The organism is Mesorhizobium sp. M1273 (assembly GCF_040318195.1).
Taxonomy (GTDB): Bacteria; Pseudomonadota; Alphaproteobacteria; order Rhizobiales; family Rhizobiaceae; genus Mesorhizobium.
On the sequence record NZ_JAMYLV010000051.1, the window covers coordinates 1 to 22,486 of the forward strand.

Genomic DNA, 22,486 nt, shown 5'->3' on the forward strand with positions numbered 1-22,486 from the left:
TGATCAGCGTTGCGACGACGTCGGCGACGGCGAGGTCGATGCCGCGCTTGAGGTCCATCGGGTTCATGCCGGCGGCAACCGCCTTGTGGCCTTCCTGGACGATTGACTGCGCCAGAACGGTCGCGGTCGTGGTGCCGTCGCCGGCGATGTCGTTGGTCTTCGAAGCAACTTCGCGCACCATCTGCGCGCCCATGTTTTCGAACTTGTCTTCAAGCTCGATTTCCTTGGCGACGGTGACGCCGTCCTTGGTGATGCGCGGTGCGCCGAACGACTTGTCGATGACGACGTTGCGGCCCTTGGGGCCGAGCGTGACCTTCACCGCGTCGGCGAGGATGTTGACGCCGCGCAGCATGCGCTCACGAGCGTCGCGGGAGAATTTTACGTCTTTGGCAGCCATTTTTTACTCCTGGGCATTTCGCCCGAAATTCAGATTGGATGGTGCGGATGAAAGGCGGCGGCGTGTCAGCCGATGACGCCCATGATGTCCGCTTCCTTCATGATCAGAAGGTCTTCGCCATTGAGCTTGACTTCGGTGCCCGACCACTTGCCGAACAGGATGCGGTCGCCGGCCTTGACGTCCAGCGGGACGAGCTTGCCGACCTCGTCACGGGCGCCGGAACCGATGGCGATGATCTCGCCTTCCTGCGGCTTTTCCTTAGCCGTATCGGGGATGATGATCCCGCCGGCGGTCTTCGCTTCGGACTCGACGCGGCGAACGACCACGCGGTCATGCAGCGGCCGGAAATTCGACTTTGCCATTTTTGGATTTCCCTGGTGCGGATGTTGAACGGTTCTCCGTTGCCGGAGCGTGGTTAGCACTCACCAGAAGCGAGTGCTAACGCGGCAGTGAGATAGGCCGTAGGCTCCTGCTAGTCAAGACGGAATAGGGACGGGCGAAGAGCAAACGAGCGTGGAAGCACCGAGCCCTTTACGTAAAGACGTCGGAGATCGGACATGGATGGGGCGGCTCACCATTTGTAACTGAAGGCTTTATTCATTTGGCACGATTGGTGCAGCGGACGATCCGCAAACGTTGCGCGCGACAAATATGAGAGGTGAGCGCCATCAGGACTCTTGCGGTTAACGGGTCCACTCGGTGTTTACGGTGTTGGCCGCCGCGCGGGCGCCAGGACTCCGGCCATCCCGATAGTCACCAATCCAATCTGCGGAGAACAGGAGGCAAGATGAGAGCGATAGTCAGCATGAACTCGAATTTGAAATGTTTGGCCAAAGCAACTGCCATCGCCTTGCTCTGGAGGGTCACGGCTACGTCGGCGGACGAAGGTATGTGGATGCCGGGCCAGACTGCGGAAGTGGGCGCGGCCATGCGGCCGTCTGGACGCTGACCCGCTCAACGCGATCGTATCACTGGGCGGATGCTCCGCCTCGTTCGTCAGTCCACAAGGGCTGGTCGCAACCAATCATCACTGCGTGTTCGAATCCATCCAATACCACAGCAAGGAGGGCCAGGACTATCTCACAGACGGCTTTCTGGCGAAGAGCCCTGGGTGAAGAATTGCCCGCGGCGCCAGGCAGCCGAATCCATGTGATCGAGGACATGCGGGATGTGACCGCCGAAATGCTCAAGGGCGTCTCGGACAAGCTGAATGGGTTTGCCCGCTATGAGCGGCTCGCCACGAACCGCAAGGCCCTGATCGCCGCATGTGAAGGACAGCCCAATCGCCGCTGCGACGTAGGGGCCTATTATGGCGGCGCCTCCTACTATCTCCAGCAGAAGCTCGAAATCGAGGACGTGCGCCTTGTCTATGCGCCCGCGCTCGGCATCGGTAACTTCGGCGGCGAAACGGACAATTGGATGTGGCCGCGCCACACAGGCGACTTCGGCTTTTATCGCGCCTATGTCGCTCCTGATGGTTCCTCCCGGCCATATGCGCGCGACAATGTGGCTTACCGCCGAAGAGTTGGCTACCCATAGCCTGTGCAGGCGTCAAGGAAGGCGACCTTGTGATGGTCGCCGGCTTTCCCGGCGCAACCCACCAGTTCCTGACGGCGGATGAAGTCCGGTTCAACTTCGCGCAATTCGAACCACGGTTGCAGCGTTCGCTCTCGGATTATGCCGCCCAGATCAAAAGGCAACGGCAGGCAATCGCGAGGCGCAGATCCATTGACCGCCCGCTTCACAAATGGCTCGGCCTAAAACGCATGGGAAAAGCAGAAAGGGCAACAGATCGGCACCAGAATGAATATGGCCGCGCGAACTGACAGACGCGCCAACAATCGGCATCTCGCATGGTCGGTGGCACTGGACGTGGCGCCCACCCTGCTGGCGCGACTCCCCATCAGGTCGTCGGGGTTTCGCTGGCGAAAAAAACTTCCGCGTGTCTCTGCGCGATCCATCCCGCTTGCGCGTGCCTAGTCAACCAAAAAACTGACCATCTGCAGGATCAGGATCAGCAAAAAAAGCCAAAGGCAGACGCCAAAACAGCTGCCTGCAGGACGATGCGTTGTTTCTTACCCACAGTTCCCCCGGGAGAGAGTCTGATGATAACCCTTAAAAAAGGGCGCCCGGGAACAGGGCGCCCTTCTCATCGACGAAATGCTCGGATTGGAGGTCCGTGATCAAGCAATTCGCCGAAACCTCTACAAGCCTCACCACAATGGTTCAGCCGCGAATTGAAGGCTCGCAGTTACCGCTTCGAACGCGGCAACGGGCTCTTCAATCCTCAGAACGAGCGCTGGAAGCGGAGGAGACCGCCGACGCTGTTCTTCTTGTCGGCATTGGTCCAGTTAGAGAAGTCCACATCCCCGAACTTGCCAGCGTGGAGATAGTCGACTTCGGCCGTGATCGTCAGACCAGGAACGATATCGTAGGCGACATTGGCGGCAATGCCGAGGTTCTTCCACTCGTCATACGCCGCCTGAAGGTTGAAAGAGGTCTTCTCGTTGAACTTGTAGGTGCCGCCGCCCCAGACGGCCCAGTTGCCACCCCACTGCTTGTAGAAGCCGCGGCCGCCGGCAGGAATGGCGTAGGTCCCGTCGGTTAGGTTGTCGTCGGTCCCATAGCCAGCCATAATGAAAAGGGACAGTTCGTTGGTGGCGTTCACATCCAAGCGGACCTTGCCGGCTACCTCTTCGTAGTTGCTGTCGTAAGCCACGACGCCGCTGATGGCGCCCCAGCCCTGCGTGTACTTCACGCCGCCGACAAGATGCGGAACGTAGCTGTCGATCGTGCCGACGACGCCAGAACCCTCTTCGAGCGATACCACGGCGGAGAAGCCATTGCCGGCGTCGAAGTAGTACTGCACGACGTTGGTGTCGAAATCGCCGTAGGGAACGAGCGTATCGTTGAGGACGTTGCCGGCATAGCCGATAAACGTATCGAACGCCGATTCGTCCTTGCCGACGCGAAGGCCACCGAGCTGGATCCAGGCGAAGTTTAGTGTGATGCCCCTGTTGAAGGCATAGTTCTGGGGACTGTCGGGACCCGAATAGGCGTTGCGGTTACCGAAATTGAATTTGGTCTCGGTGTATGTCTTCAAAGTACCGAGTTCGGTTTCCTGGCCGGTCCAAGTCCTTAGGTCAAAGCGGGCGTTCTTGCGCCAGGTGCCCTGGTCGCTGCCGTCTTGGACGTCGTGGGTCCGCGCCCCGTCGTAGGAGCCAACGTCGCCAGCGCTGATGTCGTAACGGACATAGCCGCCGATGCGCAGGCAGGTTTCGGTGCCGGGGATGTAGAAGTAGCCCGAGCCATATACGTCGCAGATCTTGACGTATTCAGCCGGTTCCGGCTCGGCGACCGTCACCGCGTCGGCGGCGCGAGCACCGGAAGCTGCGATCAGAGCCGCAGCTGAGCCGAGAAGAAGGCTCTTGATGTTCATAATTGATCTCCATTCAATGATTTGAAAAGGGCGAGGACGTCGATGGACGAACCGCTCCCTGTCCCCACGATCGAAAAAGATGCGCATCGCGATGCATCCTTCCCGGCTCGAACGCTATTCGCTGAGCGAATTAGTGCAAGTTCAAATTCCGTCTGCCAACCATATATAGAAGTATCCGTTGCATTATTGCCACTAAATCTACTGTATTACTTGCACAAATTGAACAACTATACATTTGCACAAATCGCACAATTGGTACATCTGCTTGTGCGCACTTACATAATGCGCGGACAGCCATCGGCATCCGGCCAATTGTCAGATAGATTCAATCAGAGAAACAGCCTGGGCGGCGGATGTAACAACTTCTGTGTTCATACCTTCTCTGAGCAATTCGATAGGGACGCGACCCTTGAGAAGAGGCGAGGGGCTGATCAGCCACAGCCAAGCCAGTCTGGGATCGGAGATCGAGGAAAGGACCTGCCTGATTCCGGGCATAGGCCTGCCGTCGATGAACTGAGCTAGGGGAAATACATGCTTACGGGAGCCTCTCCGAAAGGCAACCACATCATTGTGTTGCTGCCACCAATACAAAGTGGACCGCGGTATTCCAAAACGTCTCTCGAGATGCGTCGACCCCGCAACTGGACCGGCCCATTCTGCAATGCGCGCGCCTTCTCTCGGGCAATCTTTCAGAACCGGATGCCCGAGCGGATGATCGGCTGCCCGTGGTCGCGAAGCGATCTCACCCGCCTGGGCGTTTAGCCGTCGCGCTGCTTCGGCCTCGAGCCTACCAAGAAATTCGGCGGCCACGACGGTCAATTCGTTGGAAGGAGAACCAGAAGGCGCAACAGCAGCCTTGTCACCCTGCTTCGCCTCATCGCATTGGGCAAGAATGCGCTGCACCTCCCTCATGACAAAGCTTGAAAGCTCGGTCTGGCGCTTTTCATCCCCAAGATCACTCGACGCGGACATATCTGGCTTTCCCAATAGCATTCCCTCAGCAAGCCTCCGAAAGAGCGTTGAAGACATGAAGTTGGGGGGACGGCGATGTGTTGCGTTTTCGTATGCGCGCAACCTAGCAGCCGTCTTGCGGCTTCAACTTTTGCCTCTCAATAAAAAGGGAAGAACATCAATTGACGACCGTCTTGCCCCCCCACGATCGAAACAGACGCACATCGCAGTGCACGCTTCACAGTGGGACGCTATCCGCGATGCTCATTTGTGCAAGTTTAAAGTTTAGCTTGCCAGCTTTATATAATTAGACGTTTCTTTTATGCAACACTTTTCCATTGTTACTTGCACAAATCGAACGTATCGCACATTTGGACGAGCTGTACATTCGACAGCGACTTTGACGCACGTGTTTACTGGCGGTATACATCCTTCACCGTTGCCGCAAGGCATTGGCCCACTCGCGCGGCACCTCCTTCACGACAAAGGTTGAAAGCCCGTCCTCGGGCGTTTCATTTCCAAGATCACTTCGATCCACTCATACGGGCTTCCCGAGCGAGACCGTGGGTTCGGACGGTGCGAATGAATTTCTCGTTATAATCGAATTGATTATAAGGGTATATTTCTACGTTGAGTATAAAGGATGTCAAGCCCGTCCGGGCGACCGCCGTTTCGTCGAGGACATGGTGGCGGAAGCGATAAAGCTTCGCCGGCCGACCGCCGGTGTCAAAAGCACTTTCGCCGGTCTCCTCCACCAGTTCCTGCTGCTCCATCAACCGGCGAAAGTTCTGCTGAAGCGCCCCTGCCGATGTAATCGTCAACGCCGTCCGCGTCAGCGCATTGCCATCGGCGAGAAGCCGACGACATTGTTGATGACGAACGTAACGATCCGCGGCTTCAGACAGGAATGTGCGCTTCGTCCAGATGGATGGAGTGGGCTGGCAGGTTCCGGGCGGCCGCGCCGTTGAGGATGCAGCATCGAGAGCCGCGCTCGCCGAGGATGACATAGGTCGAGATTCGCGCGCCGGAAGTCTTGCTCCATGTCTCCACGAATCCATTGGCAGGATCCCGGGTTCTTCGCGTGGTCAGGGTCGAGCAGTATCGAACCGTGGTAGTTGAGGTTTGCTTCGGTGACGTGGATGCCGTGCAGCTTGCCGGCGACTATTTTTTCGCATTGGTCCCGTTGTCCTATTCATCTCACAAAGTCAGTCCTGATGTTGAGCAGCTTCGCTGGGCTAAATCCCGACGAGGAGCGCCCCGCCGCTGAGTCCCGCACCTGCCGCCGCCAGGAGTATTTTCTCGCCCGGCCGAAACGGCTCCGCTTGATTGGCGAGCGACAGTGAGAGCGGGATCGTCGCGGCGGAAGAGTTGCCATATTCGGCGATCGTCTTGACGATCAGGTGATCGGCAACGCCGAGGTTTCGCCCGACCGCATCGAAAATGCGAGCATTGGCCTGATGCGGCACGAACCGGTCGACATCCTGTGGTCGCACTCCGGCAGCGGCTAGCGCGCTTATCGAGCAATCGGTCATCATCTCGACGGCCTTTGCGAACACTTCGCGGCCGTCGGTCATCGTCATTCGGGTTTGCGCGAGGTCGAGGTCACCGTGGAACGGCTTGTTGCTTCCTCCTGCGGGAATCTGGACCAGCCCGTATCGCGAGCCGTCCGAATCCACAGAGGCACCGAGAATCCCCCGATCAGTATCCTCGCAGGGACCGATCACGAGGGCGCCGGCGGCATCGGCAAACAGCACGGCGCTGGCGCGCTCAGAGGGATTGATGCGGCGGCTGAGGATATTGGCGGCGATAATAAGGCTCGCTTTGCCGTGCAGGCGGGTAAATCCGTCCGCAAACATCAGCGCATAGATGAAGCCGGCGCAGGCGCCGGTGAGATCGATCGCGCCGGCGCGGCCGAGCCCCAGCCGATGTGCGACCAGGGGCGCGCTGGGCGGCAGGAGGTGATCGGGCGTCGAGGTGGCAAGCAGCAGCAGACCGATGTCGTGGCGCGCAATGCCGGCGCTGGCCAGCGCCATCGCGCCGGCCTGCGCAGCAAGACCAGACAGCGTGTCTTCGTCCGTTGCCCAGAAGCGCGACCGGATTCCAGTACGCCGCTCGATCCAGCCCGGTTCGAGGCCGAGATTGGTCTCGATTTCGGCATTCGCCACCTTTCGCCCAGGCGCATGATGGCCAAACCCGAGAAGGCGCGACAACCTGCTCATGGCTTTGAGCCGAAGCGTTCGCCGGCCTCCTCGATCGCGTCATGGAGCCGATAGAGCTCGTCGCCGGTGACGCAATAGGGCGGCAGGAGATAAAGGACATTGCCGAGCGGGCGCACAAGCAGGCCGAGCTCGAGGAAAAAGGCCCGCAGCTTAGGTCCGATCTCGGCCAGATAGCCGGCAGAGCCGGCGCGCAGGTCGAGAGCCAGGATCGTGCCGATCGCGCGACTGTCGGTGAAGTTGGCATTGTCGCGAAAGCGTCGAAACCCGGCGGCCTGTCTCTCGCTCAAGGCCGCGATCCGCTCGGCCACCGGCTCGTCACGCCAGATCTCGACATTGGCGAGTGCTGCCGCGCAGGCCATCGGATTGGCCGTGTAGGAACTCGAGTGGAAAAACGTCTTCTTGCGATCCGCTGAATAATGAGCCTGGAAGATCGCATCGGTGGCAAGCGTGGCCGCCAGCGGGATCACGCCGCCGGTCAAGCCTTTGGAGGTGCAAAGGATATCAGGAGAGATCGACGCCTGCTCGCAGGCGAACATGGTTCCGGTTCGTCCCCAGCCTGTCATCACCTCGTCGGCGATCAGCAGCGTGCCGGAGGCTTCGGCGATCTTCTTCAATTCGGTGAGAACCCAGGCCGGATACATCAGCATGCCGCCGGCGCCAAGCACCAGCGGCTCGACGATCAGCGCAGCGGGGCGCCGGTCGCGGGAGACTGCTTCGAACCGATCCAGCGTCTCCTGCTCCCGCCCGGCCGCCGGGAAGGGGATGGTGTCGACCTCGAACAGCAAAGGCTCATAGGGGGCGTTGAACACGCCGCGGGCGCCGACGCTCATCGCGCCGATGGTGTCGCCATGGTAGCTATGTTCCATCACGACGATGCGCGAGCGCGGCGCGCCGATGTTGCGGAAATAGCCGAGGGCCATCTTCAGCGCGACTTCGACGCTGGTCGAGCCGCTGTCGGAATAGAACACCCAGTCGAGTCCGGCGGGAGCGAGTCCGACAAGCGCCTTGGCCAAGCATTCGGCAGGCTCGTGCGTGAAACCTGCGAAGATGATCTGGTCGAGGCTCGAGGCGGTCGTCTCGATTGCCTTCATAATGCTGGGGTGGCGGTGGCCATGTGTGACGACCCACCAGGAGGAAATGGCGTCCAGAATGCGCGCGCCATTGGCTTTGTGGAGGTAGGCGCCTTCAGTCAGGACGATTTCAGGGATCGCCGGCTCGAGCGCGTGCTGGGTGAAGGGATGCCACACACGGGATTGCGTCATCATTCGCCTCCGGCAATCAAAGCGAGGTCGAAGCCGGCAATCATCGCTTGTCTCAGCGTTTTATCCGTCAGCGGATCGAGGTGCGGCAGCCTGCCGAGTTGCGGCACGTCGCCGAATTCCACGATCGTCCGTTGCGTATCGGTCATCTCATCGCCGATGAAGGCGATGCCAGCCAGCGGGATAGCGCGCGCCCGCAGGGCTTCGATCGACAGCAGGGTGTGATTGATTGTTCCGAGCGCGGTGCGGGCGCACAGAATGACCGGCAATTGCCATTGCTCGAATATGTCGATGAACCTTGTCCGGCGGTTCAGCGGCACCATCAGCCCGCCGGCGCCTTCGATGACGAGCGGTGTCGGCAGGACCGGAAACGAAAGATCGGCAGCCTCGATCGAAACGTCGTCGATTTCGGCCGAACGATGCGGCGAAAGCGGGCTCTTCAAGCGGTAGGCTTCCGGCAGCACGCGCCCCGACGGCAGCCCGGCAAGTCGCGCAACCGCCTCGCTGTCGGTCTCGCCGTCGAGGCCCGATTGCACCGGCTTCCAGTAGAAACCGTCAAGCAGGCCGGCAAGCCCGGCCGAAAACACCGTCTTGCCAATTCCGGTGTCTGTTCCGGTGATGACGATGCGCCTGGTCATGCCGTGGCCAACACTTCGGCGAGCGCCTCGACCATGGCCGAAATGTCGGCTTCGTCGACGTTGAGCGTCAGCGAAATGCGCAGCCGCGACGTGCCCTCGGGCACGGTCGGCGGACGAATGCCGCGTATGTCGAAGCCGCGGGCCTGCAGGCGCGCCGCCACTGCCATGGTGCGCCTGACATCGCCGATCACCAAGGGCTGGATCTGAGAGCCACTTGGTATCACGCCGCAGCGATCGACCAATTGGCGGCCTGCGAGGGCGACGCGTTCATGCAGCTGAAAACGCCGCATAGGCTCGTCGGCGAGCATTGCGAGCGCTTCGCGCGCCGCGACCGCCATCAGCGGCGATGGCGCGGTGGCGTAGATGAATGGCCGGCAACGGTTGATCAGATACTGGCACAGTGTCCTCGGCCCGGTCACGAGCCCACCAGATGCGCCGAGCGCCTTGCCGCAGGTGTGGAGCGCGACGATGTTGTCGCGGCCCTCGAAAGCGGCGGCCAGCCCCCGGCCGTCCGGTCCCCAGACGCCGGTCGCGTGCGCCTCGTCAATGACGATGAATGCGTTGTGCCGATCGGCAAGCGCGGCCAGGCTCTCCAAAGGCGCGCAGTCGCCATCCATGCTGTATAGGCTTTCCACCGCAATCCAGACGCATCCCATGCCGCCTTCGGCGCGCCAACGCTTGATCGCGTCCTCGACAGCATCGACGTCGTTGTGCGCGGCCAGCTTGAACTCGGCACGTCCGGCCTGTGCCCCCTCATGCATGCTGGCATGGGCGAGCTCATCGAGGACCAAAAGGTCGCCCTTCTGCGGCAGCGCAGTCAGCAGAGCGAAGTTGGCGATGTAGCCGCTGCCGAAGAACAGCGCGCGGTCGGCTCCAAAGAATGCCGCCGCGTCTGCCTCGAGCTGCTCGTGTTCCGGTGCATTGCCGCGCAACAGCCGCGACCCGGTGGCGCCAACCGGCGTGCCCCGCGCAATCGCCGCCGCAACCGCTTCGCCAAGTCTTTTGGAGGCGGCAAGCCCGAGATAGTCGTTCGACGAGAAGTCGCGCCCGGCGCGCGGCTTCAGCGTCCGCAGCCGGTCCTTGCGCGCCAGTCCCTGCAAGGTCGCCTCATAGCGGGCAAGCGGTGCCCCGTTCATTGCGCCTCGAGTTCCATCGGCTCGATGCCAAGGCGCCGGAACAGCAGGGTATCCTTGTCCTCACCGGGATTGTCCGCCGTCAGCAGCGTGTCGCCGACGAAGATCGAGTTGGCGCCGGCAAAAAAGCACAGCGCCTGCATCTCGTCGGTCATGGCCGTACGGCCGGCGGAAAGACGGATATGCGATTTCGGCATCATGATGCGCGCCAGCGCGATCACGCGCACGAATTCGATCGGCTCGATGGGCTTGGCGTCGGCAAGCGGGGTGCCGGGGATCGGGATCAGCATGTTGATCGGAACGCTTTGCGGATGTTCCGGCAGATTGGCCAGCGTCACCAGCATGCCGATCCGGTCCACCGGCTCCTCGCCCATGCCGACAATGCCGCCGCAGCAGACCTTGATGCCGGATTGGCGAACGTGCTCGAGCGTCTCGAGCCGCTCGGCAAAGCTGCGCGTGCTGATGATCTCGCTATAGTAGCGTTCCGACGTATCGATGTTGTGGTTGTAAAAGTCGAGACCAGCCTGCTTCAGTCGAGCGGCCTGCTCAAGATCGAGCATGCCGAGCGTCATGCAGGTCTCCATGCCCAGCGCCTTGACGCCTTCGACCATCGCCACGACCGCATCCATGTCGCGCGCCTTGGGGTTTCGCCAGGCCGCGCCCATGCAATAGCGGGTGGCGCCGGCGTCACGCGCTTTCTTCGCCTCGGCGACGACGCGCCGGACCTCCATCAGCTTCGACGCCTTCAGGCCGGTCTCGTGATGCGCCGACTGGCTGCAATAGCCGCAATCCTCCGGGCATCCGCCCGTCTTGATGCTGAGCAGCCGGCTGAGCTGGACCTTGTTGGGATCGAAATTCTGGCGGTGCACGGTCTGCGCGAGGAAGAGGAGATTGTTGAAGGGGGCATCGTGAAGTGCCTGAGCCTTCTCTAGGGTCCACGCTCCAGGGTCAGGGGATTGAGCCTGTGGCGATGTCTGCGTTGGACTGGCTGTTTGCATGTCCATGCTGTTCCTCCGGTTCTGCCTTGCTTTGCTGTCTGATTGACGACGATCGGAAAGGACAGTTGATTCGATCCTGTTCGTTCCTCAGACAATCATGAGCCCCAATAGTCGAGGCCGATATCCAGGATCGGCGCGCTGTGGGTCAGTCGGCCGACCGAAATCAGATCAACGCCGGTCGCGGCAATCGCTCGCGCTGTATCGGATGCGATCCCGCCAGAAGCCTCGGTGATAGCACGGCCGCCAACGATTGCGACGGCGCGGCGAAGATCGGCGAGGGACATGTTGTCGAGCAGAACCGCATCGGGAGCGAAGCCAAGTACCTCCTCCAACTGGGCCAGCGTATCGACCTCGACTTCGATCTTGACGAGATGACCGGCCCGTCTTCGTGCTCGCTCGAGCGCCGGGCGAACGCCGCCTGCGATGGCGATGTGGTTGTCCTTGATCAGAATTGCGTCGTCGAGGCCGAAGCGGTGATTGGATCCGCCACCTGCGCGCACGGCGTATTTTTCGACTGCCCGCAATCCGGGCGTCGTCTTGCGCGTGCAGACGATCTTCGCGCCATATCCACGAACCGCAGCGACGATCGATGCCGTTGCTGTAGCGATGCCGCTCAGATGGCACAAAAAATTGAGTGCCGTCCGTTCGGCTGTGAGAATGGCCCGGGCAGGGCCAACCACTGATGCAATGACCTCTCCATCCATGACATTGCAGCCGTCTGCCCGCTCCACCGAAATTTCGACATCAGGATCAATCAAGCGGAAAGCGAGCATCGCCAGATCGAGGCCGGCGACAACTCCGGACTGGCGCGCCGCCAGCACGGTTCCCGCTTGGTGTGCCTTCGGCACGATAGCCTCCGTGGTCAAGTCGCCGGCTCTGCCAAGGTCTTCAAGAAGAGCTGCCCTTACAAGCGGCTCAAGCATGACCGTGGGAAGCGGTGAGAGCGTCATCACTTTGCCCCTTCGAGGCTTGGCGAGTGTCCGAGTTCCCGCGCAGCGGCCAAGGCGGCTTCGAGGGTGATTTCGGACCGTCGGGCGACAGTCGCATGATGAGGAAAATCTGTCCGGTAATGAGCGCCGCGGCTTTCTTGGCGCAACAAGGCGGCAACCGCGATCATTAGCCCGACAGCCGCCGCATCCGAGGCCGCATCCTTGCTTTCGGCGAGCGGCAATAAGGCACGTGCGGCTGCTTTCAGACCTTCACCATCCCGGACGATGCCCAGTGCACGCGACAGGAAAACACGCACGGGTGTCGGCGCGCGGGATGGGTAAACGTCCGCAAACGCAGGCTTTGTTCTGCGAGCAGGCGTTCCGGCGACACTTTCAGCGACCCAGCGCGCGCACACGACGGCCTCGGTCAAGGAATTGCTGGCGAGCCTGTTGGCGCCATGCAGTCCTGTCGAAGCGACTTCGCCGCAGGCCCACAGCCCCTTGACGGAGGTCCTACCGGAGCCGTCCACGGCAACGCCACCCATGTGGTAGTGTTGGGCCGGACGAATGGGGATGAGATCGCGCGCGGGATTGATGCCGGCTCCACGACAGGCTGATGCGATTGTCGGGAAGTGTCGAGCAAATTCCGGGCCAGGCCGTTGCCGCGCGTCGAGAAAAACACGGTGGCCATTGGCAAGATGGTTCCAGACGGCGCGCGCCAAGACATCACGAGGCGCAAGTTCCGCCCCTGGCACGCTCTGGAGAAAAGCCTGGCCGGTTTCGTCGATCAGGGCAGCACCTTCGCCGCGGACGGCCTCGCTGACCAGCGCCATAGGGCGTTCCGGGCCGTCAAGCGCGGTCGGGTGGAACTGGATGAACTCGAGGTCGGCAAGGACAGCTCCAGCGCGGGCCGCAAGCGCCAGGCCCTGTCCGCAACTGCCCGAAGGATTCGTGGTGTCGAGAAACAGTCCCCCGATCCCACCGGTGGCGAGGACGACCCGCCGTGAGCCGAAGAAGACAGGTCCTATCGAACCGCTCGCCCAGACGCCTCGGATCGCATTCTCTCGCACCGCCAGCCGGCGCGCTTCCACGCCCTCCACGACAACAATCGACGGTGTGGAACGCACAGCCGCGATCAGGGCACGCATGATCTCACGCCCGGTGCCGTCACCATGCGCATGAACGATGCGACGTCGGCTGTGTGCGGCCTCCAATCCGAGGCACAGTGATCCTTTCGACGTACGGTCGAAGGGAACCCCAAAGCCCGCAAGCCCCTCTATCGCCTTGGGCGCGGCTTGGAGGATGCGGCTCGCCACGTCTGTGTCGCAGAGACCATCCCCGGCGGCAAGCGTATCGGCCAGGTGCAGTTCCGGATCGTCGTCTTCGCCGAAACTTGCAGCCAGACCACCCTGTGCCCACGTGCTCGAATTGTCAGCTCCCAGCAGCGTCCTGGACAGAAGCAGCACCGGCTCCGGCGCCAGTTGAAGCGCGGTCATCAGTCCGGCGATGCCGCCGCCGATGATGATGGGCCGCCCGAAGAAGCTGCGGACATCGGCGCTCAAATTGCCAGCATCCGTTCGACCGCAAGCCGCGCGCGCCCGGCGATCCCGGGTTCGATGGTTACGATATGGTGGTTCTGCTCGAGCGCCATGCGGATGTTGGCAAGCGTGATCCGCTTCATGTGCGGGCACAAATTGCAGGGCCGGATGAACTCGACCTCTGGGTGCGCTAACGCGACGTTGTCGCTCATCGAACATTCCGTCATCAGCACGACACGTGCCGGCCTTTGCCTTTCGACATAGTCGGACATGGCAGCGGTCGAGCCGGAAAAATCTGCTTCAGCCACGACGTCGGGCGGGCATTCGGGATGCGCGAGCACGATTACGCCGGGATGGCTTTCGCGCAACTCGCGGATGTCGGCCGGTGTAAAGCGCTCGTGCACCTCGCAATGCCCTTTCCAGGCGATGATCTGCACATCGGTCTGGGCGGCGATATTCTGGGCCAGATATTCGTCCGGCAACATGATCACCTGGGGAACGCCAAGGGATTGGACGACCGCCTTGGCGTTGCCGGATGTACAGCAGATATCCGACTCGGCTTTCACTTCGGCCGACGTGTTGACATAAGTGATGATCGGCACGCCGGGATAACGCTGGCGCATCAAGCGCACGTCTTCTGCCGTGATCGATTCCGCCAACGAACAGCCTGCCCGCAGGTCGGGAATGAGCACCGTCTTTTGCGGATTGAGCAGCTTGGCCGTTTCGGCCATGAAATGTACGCCGGCCAGCACGATGACTTGCGCCTCGATCGTCGCAGCCGTGCGGGCCAGTGCCAAGCTGTCGCCGACGATGTCGGCCACGCAATGGAATATCTCGGGGGTCTGATAGTTGTGCGCCAGGATGATGGCGTTGCGCTCGCGCTTCAGTGCAAGGATCGCCTCGATATCCTCGACGAAAGCCGGCCATTCGATCGGCGGGATCACTCGTCGGACGCGCTCGTAGAGAAACGCGGTCGCAGGCAGCATGGCGCTCATCGACCCCTCCAGCTTATACTCTAGTTGAAAATAACCAGCATATACTTGCTGTGAGTATAAGCGATGTCAACCCCGCGCCAGCGGCAATTTTGTCCCGGCGATGACCCTCTCGTCGAGAACGGCGTGGCGGAACCGGTAAAGCTTCGCTGGCCGGCCGCCGGTCTCCGCGGTTGCCTCTCCGGTCTCTTCGACCAGCTCCTGCTGCTCGATCAGCCGGCGAAAGTTCGGCTTACGCACGAGCCTGCCGGCAAGCGCCTCCACGGTTCGCTGCAGCTGCAAAAGCGTGAAGACCGGCGGCATCAGCTCAAAGACGACCGGCCGGTATTTGATCTTGGAGCGCAGCCGCGCAATGCCGGTCGCCACGATGCGGCGATGATCGGCGACCATAGACTTGCTGGGCACCAGCGGAGGCAGCGTCGCGTCCCGTCCGCTTCCGGCCTCTTGGACCAGGCCTGCTTCGTAGACTAACTCATAGCGTTGAAGCGTGAGTTCCTCGTTCCAAAGGCGGTCGTCGAAGCCGAAGGCTATCGTCGCCCGCTGCCAGCGTTCACGTCGCGTGGCCGCGTCGCTGACGCCGTCTGCCCATTCAATCAGGCGCGGTCGCAGAACGTCCAGCACGACCGGAGGCGTGCCGGAGCGGTGGTCCTCCCATGGAAAATATTCATACCAGCTCTGCCAGCCGCACTTGGGCGAGCCAGCTGCCTGTTCCTTGCGGGTCAATGCGAGATAGCTGATGGAGATGACGCGCTGCTGGCGCTCGGCGCCGATGCGATCCCGATCCGCGAAGGTGTAGAGTTGCTCAATATACCCCAGCGGATGGCCGGTCTGCTGCTCGACCCACCCCCTCAAACCGGATTGCAGCGATCGGTGCTCAAGCGCAAATGGTCCGGAGGGCAGGGTGTCCGCCTGGCCGATGGTGAGGACACAGGGTTCACTGTCGTTTACGGCGACGACAAAGGCGATCAGGTCCACTTTGACTTCGTCGGCCTTGACAGCGGCTCTGTCTTTCCTGGGTCCTTTTGCCTGATCGTCCATGTTCGCGAAAGTGGTTGGCCAGCTCGGAAGCGTCTGAATCGATTTAAATGTAAGCGCGCCTGTCCGCACGTCAACACCGCACAGCTGCACGGCCATTTTTAGCTCTTCGCACTTGCACAAAAATGTGGCAAACGCGACACCCGCGGTTGGTAACGTTGGGGAAGGAGGGTCCATTGAGTGCGTTTGGTGACACCAAGGCGATCACACCGCCGGATATTCGTTCGCGCAAAGGTGGGACGCCGCTCGTCTGTCTTACCGCCTACACGACCCCAGTCGCCCGGCTTGTCGATCCCCATTGCGATGTGGTGCTGGTCGGCGACAGCGTCGGCATGGTTCTCCACGGCCTGCCCTCGACGCTCGGTGTGACGCTGGAGATGATGATCATTCACGGCCAGGCCGTGCGCCGTGGCCTCGAGCAGGCGCTGATGGTCGTCGACCTGCCGTTCGGTTCCTTCGAGGAAAGCCCCGAGCAGGCTTTCCGCAATGCCGCGCGCGTCATGGCCGAGACCGGCTGCGCGGCCGTCAAGCTCGAAGGCGGCGAAACGATGGCAGAGACGATCGGCTTCCTCGCCGCGCGCGGCGTGCCGGTCATGGCCCATGTCGGCTTGACGCCGCAGGCGATCAACACCATCGGTGGCTACCGCGTGCAGGGCAGAGGCGGGGATGCCGAGCGCATCAGGCGCGACGCGCTTGCGGTGAGCGAAGCGGGCGCCTTTGCGGTCGTGCTGGAGAAGGTTCCCGAGGCGCTCGCCCGCCGGATCACCGGGGAGGTGGCGACCCCGACCATTGGCATCGGTGCCTCGGCAGCCTGTGACGGCCAGATTCTCGTCGTCGACGACATGCTGGGCCTCTTCGGCGACTTCCGGCCCAAATTCGTCAAGCGCTATGCTGAAATGGGGGAGGCCGCTGCGGCTGCGATCGCGGCCTATGCGCGGGAAGTGAAGGAGCGCCAGTTTCCGGCCGCCGAGCACGTGTTTGCCGATGCGCGCAAGCCCGCCGACGCGGACGCCACCAAGAGCGGAGAAGCAGCGTGAGCGTGCCGATTGTCAGGAGCGTTGCCCAGCTTCGCGAAATTGTCGCCGCATGGCGCCGCGAGAGCGTGAGGATTGCCGTGGTGCCAACGATGGGCGTCCTGCATGAGGGCCATCTCAGCCTGGTGCGCGCGGCACTCGAGAAGGCCGACCGGGTGATCGTGACGCTCTTCGTCAACCCGAAGCAATTCAACAGCCAGGCCGATCTCGCCGCGTATCCGAGCACCGAGGACGAGGATGCCGCCAAGCTGGCACCGCTTGGCGCGCACCTGCTTTATGCGCCGGATGCAGAAGAAATGTATCCGGCGGCCTTCGCCACGACCGTTTCGGTGTCCGGTGTCAGCGAGGGCCTGTGCGGTGCCTTCCGGCCGGGACATTTTGATGGCGTGGCGACCGTCGTCGCCAAGCTCTTCCTGCAGACCAGCGCTGACTTCGGCTTCTTTGGCGAAAAGGACTTTCAGCAGCTTCAGCTAGTCAGGCGTATGGCCCGGGACCTGGATATTCCAATCACCATTGTTCCTTGTCCGACAGTCCGCGAAGCCGACGGTCTTGCACTATCATCGCGCAATGTCCGGCTCTCGCCAGCAGAGCGTGCTGTTGCCCCCGAGCTATCATCGGTCTTGCTCGAGACGGCTGAGCGGCTTGCCCGCGACTCGCCCGTCCTGCCAACGCTTGCCGAAGCGCGCGCAGCAATTCTGGCTGCGGGCTATCGCGAGGTCGAATACCTGGAACTTCGCGACGAGGCAGATCTGCGACCGATGACAAGCCTTGACCGACCTGCACGCTTGCTTGTCGCGGCCTGGCTCGGCGGTACACGGCTCATAGACAACGTCAGAATATCACGGGTTTCAACAGGTTAACGGGGTTCTCGGCACGCGCTGTATCCGTCCGGGATCGTTTAAAACAAGGTCTCTGCCTGGCATCGAGCGATCACGGAGGTTACGCAAAGCGCAAATGCATCGCGTGTTTGAGAACTTCGTCGAGCAACTGTCTGCAAGTGTTGATGCTGCCGATCTCCGTGAGGCAATGGCATCCGCTGCAGCCGGCTTCGATTTTCCGCTATTCGCCTATTTCACTTACCCGTCGGCCTCCGGCGACGCCCCGCAATTGATCTCAAACTATCCTTCATCCTGGACATCACGTTATCTGCAACAGCGATACCACAGTCTTGATCCGGTCATCCTGCGCGGGCTGCAAGGCTGGGATACCTTCGATTGGGGGGTGGATCGCGCTCGGCACTGTCTGCCGAATTCGCAGCAACAAATTCTGGAGAGTGCGGCTGAGTTTGGCATCCGCGGCGGCCTGACGATGTCCATGCATGATCATCGCGGCCGGTTTGCTGCCCTGACCTTTGCTTCCGACGAGTCCCGTCCGCCTCTGTTGCGGTCACTGACACGTTACGAAAAAGCATTGCAGCTGGTGGCCATCAACTTTCATATCCATGTCCGGCGCAGGCTCGCCGACGATCGCGTGGTGGATGGTGTAACGCTCACCCCGCGGGAGTTCGAGTGCCTGAAATGGGCGGCGCGCGGCAAGTCGGCTTGGGTTATCAGCCAGCTTCTCGGCGTCTCAAAGCGCACCGTGACCTTTCATCTGGAAAACGCCAAGGCAAAGCTTGGCGTTCGAACGATCAACCAGGCCGTTGCACGACTGGCTGCCTCCGGCCAGGCGAGATCCTGATTCGTCGGCCACGATAGCTGTAAACCTCTACAGGCTGCATCGCTGCCGGCTTTGCCCTTCGATGGCGGGAACACATCCCGCACGGAGGCGACCATGATGCAGCTGATAACACCAGACCTTTACGACGAGTTCGCAAGCGAGCTCAAAGAGATGCACGGGCTCAGGTTTCGGGTGTTCAAGGAAAGGCTCGATTGGGAAGTTGATACCGAAGACCAGATGGAAACAGACCCGTTTGATGGTCTGAAGCCTGTCTATCTGCTCCTCAAGGGATCCGACTGGCGAATTCGCGGTTGCGTGCGTCTTTTGCCCAGCACCGGACCCACAATGTTGCGCGACACGTTCCCGGTGCTGCTGGGTGCTGACGTCGTGCCCTCGACCTCCGACATATGGGAGAGCAGTCGTTTCGCGCTCGATCTTCCTCCGTCGGCGCCCAAGGCAGCGGGCGGACTGGCCCAGGCAACCTACGAGCTCTTCGCGGGCATGATCGAGTTCGGCTTGGCCGAGGATCTGACCCGGATAGTAACGGTGACGGACACGCGCATGGAACGGATCCTTCGCCTCGCGACGTGGCCATTGTCGCGCATCGGACAACCCAAGTCCGTCGGCAAAACGGAGGCGGTGGCCGGGTTTCTCGAGATTTCCCGCGCGAGCCTTTTGCGCATCCGCAGCAGGGGACGTCTGAGCGGACCGGTACTGTGGCAACCGGTTCTAGGCCCGTCGGCATTGTGGACACCTGAGCCGTGAAGGATGCTGGTCTGCCCAAGGAAGCGACGGTCGGTCTTGTATGCTGGCCGGACTGGCGTCGTCACGAAGCTTACCACTACGCCAGACGATTGCCACGCACTGCCTGGGCCTGGGAGTTTCTTCGGCGCAATCCACAATTCCAGCGCGACCACGCCAAAATGGCACCGTCCGCCTGCATTGTCGGAGCCCAGGCCGACATGAACATAATCGAGTTGACGACAGGATCATCTTTCCTAAGACAATGGAGCCTCCTTTTTCGCGGACGCGCCACAGTCGGACGCTACGTCGGCAAGGGTCTTTTGGGATCCGCGCGACTGCGACCGTATTCTACGAGCGGCCGCGGAGCTGGTTGGGCTCGACCACGATTTTGAACCGCTTGATCTTTCGTCGCTCTCATGCTGCAAGGACATCCTGCTGACACCTGCCGGCGTGCAGCACGTGCTGCTGAGGGAGGACTGCCGGAGTCTGCAGATCGCCCTTTCCGGTGCATCCGTTCTCCGCCCGTTGCGGCTATATGTCGACGCGATCGTGCAGCCGCAGCACCTGAAGTTCCATGTCGCTGCCCTTCAGTTCCTGAACCACATCAGTGGTTGCGGCCGCCTGGCAGCTGCTTGCTTTCCGCCGGAACCCCGCGGAGCGCGTCTGCGTATCGTGCTCCAGGCTTTGGATGGCTCGCTTGCGGGAGCATCTCATCAGGAGATCGCCATTGCCCTGTTCGGGAGACGCCGTGTCGAAGAAGATTGGTCTCATCCAGGTAGCCATCTTCGCGATCAGGTGCGTCGCGCCATCCAACGTGGCCGCTACCTGATGGGCGGTGGCTATAGACAGTTCCTGATGTAATTCGGGTGACAGCTCGGTGATTGTCTTATCCGAAAACGGGCAGGCATCAATCTCCATTTCTCACTGCTATTGTGCCTTGTACAAAACGTGACACGCGCCTAGTTCTTCCGCTGCGGGAATCGGGTTTGAGTAATACGGACGAAGCACTGAGAACCAACGCTTTCGTGATAGTGCATTCATGCCCCGAGAATCCTGATGACCGCTACGAACCCCGACAAAGCCGGCGCTGACTGAAACGGTCGCTGAACGTGCTCTGTGGCGTGCGCCGCCTGACTCTCGGTTTCGGCCATGCCGACTAACAGCGTTTTGATAGGCCATCGCGGGCTAAGCTCTACCGGCGAAAGCCGCGTCAAAGCGGCAGGCAATCAGAAAGTTGATCGGCGGCGACGATGATTATGATCAACGTGACGAACACGTGAATCATGCCGACGGCGCCGACGTTGCCGATGATGATGATGCCGATCATGCGTCGCTGACGCTGCCTAACTACAGTGCTTGTGATCATGCCGATCACCGCGTGATCACGAGCGGCGGCGGTCCGTGGTCAGGTGCGTAGCCGGGATGGTTCGCGCATGGCCGATTGTTCCTTCGTGCCGCGGGGTGTGGGCTTGCGTTCGGGCATGAGGGCGTCAGGCGCAACGAGAAGTTAGATCAGGGCCCACAAACGCGGCTCATCCATGGGGTGGATGATAGTTATCCCTACAATCAATTGTACCAATATTACCGAATACTACTACAAGGTCCCCAATGAACGCGGCCGGATGGGTATCCGTCTCGCGTGGGCTGAAGCTGCCGGCAAGAATGGGGAGACGAACATGTGCGGGATTGTTGGCATCGTTGGGCAACAGCCGGTGTCGGATCGGTTGGTCGACGCATTGAAGCGTTTGGAATATCGCGGCTATGATTCCGCCGGCGTTGCGACGATCACCGAAGGTGCCTTGCACCGCCGGCGCGCCGAGGGCAAGCTCGTCAATCTCGAGAGGAGACTGAAGGAAGAGCCGCTGAGCGGCAACATCGGCATCGGCCACACGCGTTGGGCAACCCATGGGGCCTCGACGGAACACAATGCACACCCGCACTTTACCGACGGTGTCGCCGTCGTCCATAACGGCATCATCGAGAATTTCACCGAGCTGAAGGACGAATTGGCGGCGGCTGGCGCCGAGTTCCAGACCGACACCGACACCGAGGTCATCGCGCATCTCTTGGCAAGACACCGCCGGGAGGGCATGAGGCGGCAAGAGGCGATGCGTGCCATGCTGAAACGCGTCAGGGGCGCCTATGCGCTTGCCGTCCTCTTCGAAGATGATCCGTCGACCATCATGGCGGCGCGCAACGGACCGCCGCTGGCGATCGGTCACGGCGACGGCGAGATGTTCCTGGGCTCCGACGCGATCGCGCTTGCTCCCTTCACCAATGAAATTACCTATCTCATCGAGGGCGACTGGGCCATTGTCGGCAATTCGGGCGCCCATATCTTCGATTTCGACGGCCATCCCGTCGAGCGTCCGCGCCATACCTCCACGGCCGCGGCCGATCTGGCCAGCAAGGGCAATCATCGCCACTTCATGGAGAAGGAAATCTACGAGCAGCCCGAAGTCATCGCCCATGCTCTCCGTCACTATAGCAACATCATAGAGAATCGCGCCGACATGGTTTCTGGCATCGATTTCGCCAGGATCCCGAGCTTGGCGATCTCGGCCTGCGGGACCGCCTATCTCGCCGGACTGATCGGAAAATACTGGTTCGAGCGCTATGCGCGCCTGACGGTTGAAATCGACGTTGCGTCCGAATTCCGTTACCGCGAGATCCCGTTGTCGCCGCAGTCGGCGGCTCTTTTCATTTCGCAGTCCGGCGAAACCGCCGATACGCTCGCATCGTTGAGGTACTGCAAGGAGCGTGGGCTGAAAATTGGCGCTATCGTCAATGCCTGCGAATCGACCATCGCTCGGGAGGCCGATGCGGTCTTCCCGATCCTTGCCGGACCGGAGATCGGCGTCGCCTCCACCAAGGCGTTTACCTGCCAGCTTGCCGTTCTAGCCGCACTCGCCATCGGCGCCGCCAGAGCCCGCGGGACCGTAACCGAAGACGAGCTGCAGGCGCTCGTCAGGAGCCTCGCCGAAGTGCCGCGCGTCATGGGCCAGGTACTCAACAGCATCCAGCCGGAGATCGAGTTCCTGTCGCGCGAACTGTCAAAGTGTCGTGACGTCCTGTATCTCGGCCGTGGCACCAGTTTCCCGCTAGCGATGGAAGGTGCGCTGAAGCTCAAGGAGATTTCCTACATCCATGCCGAGGGCTATGCGGCGGGTGAATTGAAGCACGGTCCGATCGCATTGATAGACGACAACATGCCAGTGATCGTCATCGCGCCCCATGATCGCTTTTTCGACAAGACCGTCTCCAACATGCAGGAAGTGGCTGCCCGTGGAGGGCGGATTATCCTCATCACCGATGAAAAAGGGGCAGCCGCATCGAAACTCAACACCATGCACACGCTCGTGTTGCCGGCTGTCGACGAGATTATCGCGCCGATGATCTTCTCGCTGCCGATACAGCTTCTTGCCTACCACACGGCGCTCTTCATGGGCACAGACGTAGACCAGCCGCGCAATCTCGCAAAATCGGTCACGGTCGAGTGATTGTGAACCTTTATAGGTGGC

At 61.1% G+C, this 22,486-nt stretch carries 21 protein-coding genes and 3 pseudogenes; 9 read left to right on the forward strand and 15 right to left on the reverse strand.

Going from position 1 to position 22,486, the window contains the following annotated elements; genetic code table 11:
- A partial coding sequence (locus NKH30_RS30900) for a TCP-1/cpn60 chaperonin family protein (RefSeq protein WP_352997856.1) occupies positions 1–397 on the reverse strand: 397 nt, incomplete at its 3' end.
- Positions 398–462: 65 nt separating this feature from the next.
- Positions 463–759 carry a co-chaperone GroES gene (groES, locus tag NKH30_RS30905; protein WP_352453535.1) on the reverse strand — a complete coding sequence of 99 codons (297 nt, stop codon included), beginning with the start codon at positions 757–759 and terminating at the stop codon, positions 463–465.
- Between the two features lie 609 nt (positions 760–1,368).
- On the opposite strand from groES, the gene NKH30_RS30910 reads away from it, so the two are divergent.
- The gene (locus NKH30_RS30910) at positions 1,369–1,512 is read left to right on the forward strand and encodes a S46 family peptidase (protein WP_352638078.1); all 144 of its coding nucleotides are present in this window, start codon (positions 1,369–1,371) and stop codon (positions 1,510–1,512) included.
- Between the two features lie 4 nt (positions 1,513–1,516).
- A pseudogene (locus tag NKH30_RS30915) lies at positions 1,517–2,223 on the forward strand (S46 family peptidase).
- A 461-nt stretch (positions 2,224–2,684) separates the two neighbouring features.
- Here NKH30_RS30915 and NKH30_RS30920 read toward each other — a convergent pair.
- From NKH30_RS30920 to NKH30_RS30980, 13 genes and pseudogenes are all read right to left on the reverse strand, one after another.
- The gene (locus NKH30_RS30920) at positions 2,685–3,836 is read right to left on the reverse strand and encodes a porin (protein ID WP_352571074.1); all 1,152 of its coding nucleotides are present in this window, start codon (positions 3,834–3,836) and stop codon (positions 2,685–2,687) included.
- Between the two features lie 315 nt (positions 3,837–4,151).
- Positions 4,152–4,808, reverse strand: a complete 657-nt coding sequence (locus NKH30_RS30925; protein ID WP_352596149.1) for an antitoxin Xre/MbcA/ParS-like domain-containing protein — start codon at positions 4,806–4,808, stop codon at positions 4,152–4,154.
- Between the two features lie 626 nt (positions 4,809–5,434).
- Positions 5,435–5,581, reverse strand: a pseudogene (locus NKH30_RS33295) (NrtR DNA-binding winged helix domain-containing protein); the annotation flags it as partial.
- Between the two features lie 71 nt (positions 5,582–5,652).
- Positions 5,653–5,979, reverse strand: a pseudogene (locus NKH30_RS33300) (aspartate 1-decarboxylase); the annotation flags it as partial.
- Between the two features lie 43 nt (positions 5,980–6,022).
- Entirely contained in the window at positions 6,023–7,006 is a 984-nt protein-coding gene (gene bioZ / locus NKH30_RS30940; protein WP_352997858.1) for a 3-oxopimeloyl-[acyl-carrier-protein] synthase BioZ, read from the reverse strand.
- On the reverse strand, positions 7,003–8,268 hold the full coding sequence (locus tag NKH30_RS30945) for an adenosylmethionine--8-amino-7-oxononanoate transaminase (protein WP_352997860.1): 1,266 nt from the start codon (positions 8,266–8,268) through the stop codon (positions 7,003–7,005). The genes bioZ and NKH30_RS30945 overlap by 4 nt, the downstream gene beginning before the upstream one ends.
- Positions 8,268–8,903, reverse strand: a complete 636-nt coding sequence (gene bioD / locus NKH30_RS30950; protein ID WP_352474693.1) for a dethiobiotin synthase — start codon at positions 8,901–8,903, stop codon at positions 8,268–8,270. Before bioD ends, NKH30_RS30945 begins: the two co-directional genes overlap by 1 nt.
- Positions 8,900–10,039, reverse strand: a complete 1,140-nt coding sequence (locus NKH30_RS30955; RefSeq protein ID WP_352997862.1) for an 8-amino-7-oxononanoate synthase — start codon at positions 10,037–10,039, stop codon at positions 8,900–8,902. Before NKH30_RS30955 ends, bioD begins: the two co-directional genes overlap by 4 nt.
- Positions 10,036–11,034: a biotin synthase BioB gene (gene bioB, locus NKH30_RS30960; protein ID WP_352997869.1), complete on the reverse strand. Its 999-nt coding sequence runs from the start codon at positions 11,032–11,034 to the stop codon at positions 10,036–10,038. Before bioB ends, NKH30_RS30955 begins: the two co-directional genes overlap by 4 nt.
- A 95-nt stretch (positions 11,035–11,129) precedes the next feature.
- Positions 11,130–11,984 carry a carboxylating nicotinate-nucleotide diphosphorylase gene (nadC, locus tag NKH30_RS30965; protein ID WP_352458523.1) on the reverse strand — a complete coding sequence of 285 codons (855 nt, stop codon included), beginning with the start codon at positions 11,982–11,984 and terminating at the stop codon, positions 11,130–11,132.
- Positions 11,984–13,525, reverse strand: coding sequence for an L-aspartate oxidase (locus NKH30_RS30970; protein ID WP_352997864.1), 1,542 nt, complete (start codon positions 13,523–13,525; stop codon positions 11,984–11,986). The genes nadC and NKH30_RS30970 overlap by 1 nt, the downstream gene beginning before the upstream one ends.
- A complete protein-coding gene (gene nadA, locus NKH30_RS30975) occupies positions 13,522–14,496 on the reverse strand; it encodes a quinolinate synthase NadA (protein ID WP_352508058.1) in 975 nt (324 codons plus the stop codon). Before nadA ends, NKH30_RS30970 begins: the two co-directional genes overlap by 4 nt.
- A 66-nt stretch (positions 14,497–14,562) precedes the next feature.
- Positions 14,563–15,531, reverse strand: a complete 969-nt coding sequence (locus tag NKH30_RS30980) for an NUDIX hydrolase (protein ID WP_023722073.1) — start codon at positions 15,529–15,531, stop codon at positions 14,563–14,565.
- A 173-nt stretch (positions 15,532–15,704) separates the two neighbouring features.
- On the opposite strand from NKH30_RS30980, the gene panB reads away from it, so the two are divergent.
- The 7 genes from panB to glmS all read left to right on the forward strand — a co-directional run bounded on the left by panB (position 15,705) and on the right by glmS (position 22,465).
- Positions 15,705–16,565, forward strand: coding sequence for a 3-methyl-2-oxobutanoate hydroxymethyltransferase (gene panB / locus NKH30_RS30985; RefSeq protein ID WP_352997866.1), 861 nt, complete (start codon positions 15,705–15,707; stop codon positions 16,563–16,565).
- Complete coding sequence (gene panC, locus NKH30_RS30990) at positions 16,562–17,422, forward strand: pantoate--beta-alanine ligase (protein WP_352496587.1); 861 nt, start codon at positions 16,562–16,564, stop codon at positions 17,420–17,422. The genes panB and panC overlap by 4 nt, the downstream gene beginning before the upstream one ends.
- 94 nt (positions 17,423–17,516) lie before the next feature.
- Positions 17,517–18,242, forward strand: a complete 726-nt coding sequence (locus NKH30_RS30995) for a LuxR family transcriptional regulator (protein ID WP_352496586.1) — start codon at positions 17,517–17,519, stop codon at positions 18,240–18,242.
- Between the two features lie 93 nt (positions 18,243–18,335).
- Positions 18,336–18,986, forward strand: coding sequence for an acyl-homoserine-lactone synthase (locus tag NKH30_RS31000; RefSeq protein ID WP_352835492.1), 651 nt, complete (start codon positions 18,336–18,338; stop codon positions 18,984–18,986).
- The gene (locus NKH30_RS31005; RefSeq protein ID WP_352508062.1) at positions 18,983–19,357 is read left to right on the forward strand and encodes a transcriptional regulator domain-containing protein; all 375 of its coding nucleotides are present in this window, start codon (positions 18,983–18,985) and stop codon (positions 19,355–19,357) included. The genes NKH30_RS31000 and NKH30_RS31005 overlap by 4 nt, the downstream gene beginning before the upstream one ends.
- Before the next feature lie 157 nt (positions 19,358–19,514).
- Entirely contained in the window at positions 19,515–19,826 is a 312-nt protein-coding gene (locus NKH30_RS31010) for a DUF2285 domain-containing protein (protein ID WP_352835571.1), read from the forward strand.
- Positions 19,827–20,641: 815 nt separating this feature from the next.
- Positions 20,642–22,465 (forward strand): glutamine--fructose-6-phosphate transaminase (isomerizing), encoded by a 1,824-nt coding sequence (glmS, locus tag NKH30_RS31015; RefSeq protein ID WP_352717904.1) that lies wholly within the window; start codon positions 20,642–20,644, stop codon positions 22,463–22,465.
- The last annotated feature ends 21 nt before the right edge of the window (positions 22,466–22,486 follow it).

Excerpts from the sequence above, each read along its gene's own strand:
- groES (WP_352453535.1), bottom strand. The coding sequence starts at position 759 with ATGGCAAAGTCGAATTTCCGGCCGCTGCATGACCGCGTGGTCGTTCGC.
- NKH30_RS30920 (WP_352571074.1), bottom strand. The coding sequence starts at position 3,836 with ATGAACATCAAGAGCCTTCTTCTCGGCTCAGCTGCGGCTCTGATCGCA.
- NKH30_RS30925 (WP_352596149.1), bottom strand. The coding sequence starts at position 4,808 with ATGTCCGCGTCGAGTGATCTTGGGGATGAAAAGCGCCAGACCGAGCTT.
- bioZ (WP_352997858.1), bottom strand. The coding sequence starts at position 7,006 with ATGAGCAGGTTGTCGCGCCTTCTCGGGTTTGGCCATCATGCGCCTGGG.
- NKH30_RS30945 (WP_352997860.1), bottom strand. The coding sequence starts at position 8,268 with ATGACGCAATCCCGTGTGTGGCATCCCTTCACCCAGCACGCGCTCGAG.
- bioD (WP_352474693.1), bottom strand. The coding sequence starts at position 8,903 with ATGACCAGGCGCATCGTCATCACCGGAACAGACACCGGAATTGGCAAG.
- NKH30_RS30955 (WP_352997862.1), bottom strand. The coding sequence starts at position 10,039 with ATGAACGGGGCACCGCTTGCCCGCTATGAGGCGACCTTGCAGGGACTG.
- bioB (WP_352997869.1), bottom strand. The coding sequence starts at position 11,034 with ATGCAAACAGCCAGTCCAACGCAGACATCGCCACAGGCTCAATCCCCT.
- nadC (WP_352458523.1), bottom strand. The coding sequence starts at position 11,984 with ATGACGCTCTCACCGCTTCCCACGGTCATGCTTGAGCCGCTTGTAAGG.
- nadA (WP_352508058.1), bottom strand. The coding sequence starts at position 14,496 with ATGAGCGCCATGCTGCCTGCGACCGCGTTTCTCTACGAGCGCGTCCGA.
- NKH30_RS30980 (WP_023722073.1), bottom strand. The coding sequence starts at position 15,531 with ATGGACGATCAGGCAAAAGGACCCAGGAAAGACAGAGCCGCTGTCAAG.
- NKH30_RS30995 (WP_352496586.1), top strand. The coding sequence starts at position 17,517 with ATGCATCGCGTGTTTGAGAACTTCGTCGAGCAACTGTCTGCAAGTGTT.
- NKH30_RS31000 (WP_352835492.1), top strand. The coding sequence starts at position 18,336 with ATGATGCAGCTGATAACACCAGACCTTTACGACGAGTTCGCAAGCGAG.
- glmS (WP_352717904.1), top strand. The coding sequence starts at position 20,642 with ATGTGCGGGATTGTTGGCATCGTTGGGCAACAGCCGGTGTCGGATCGG.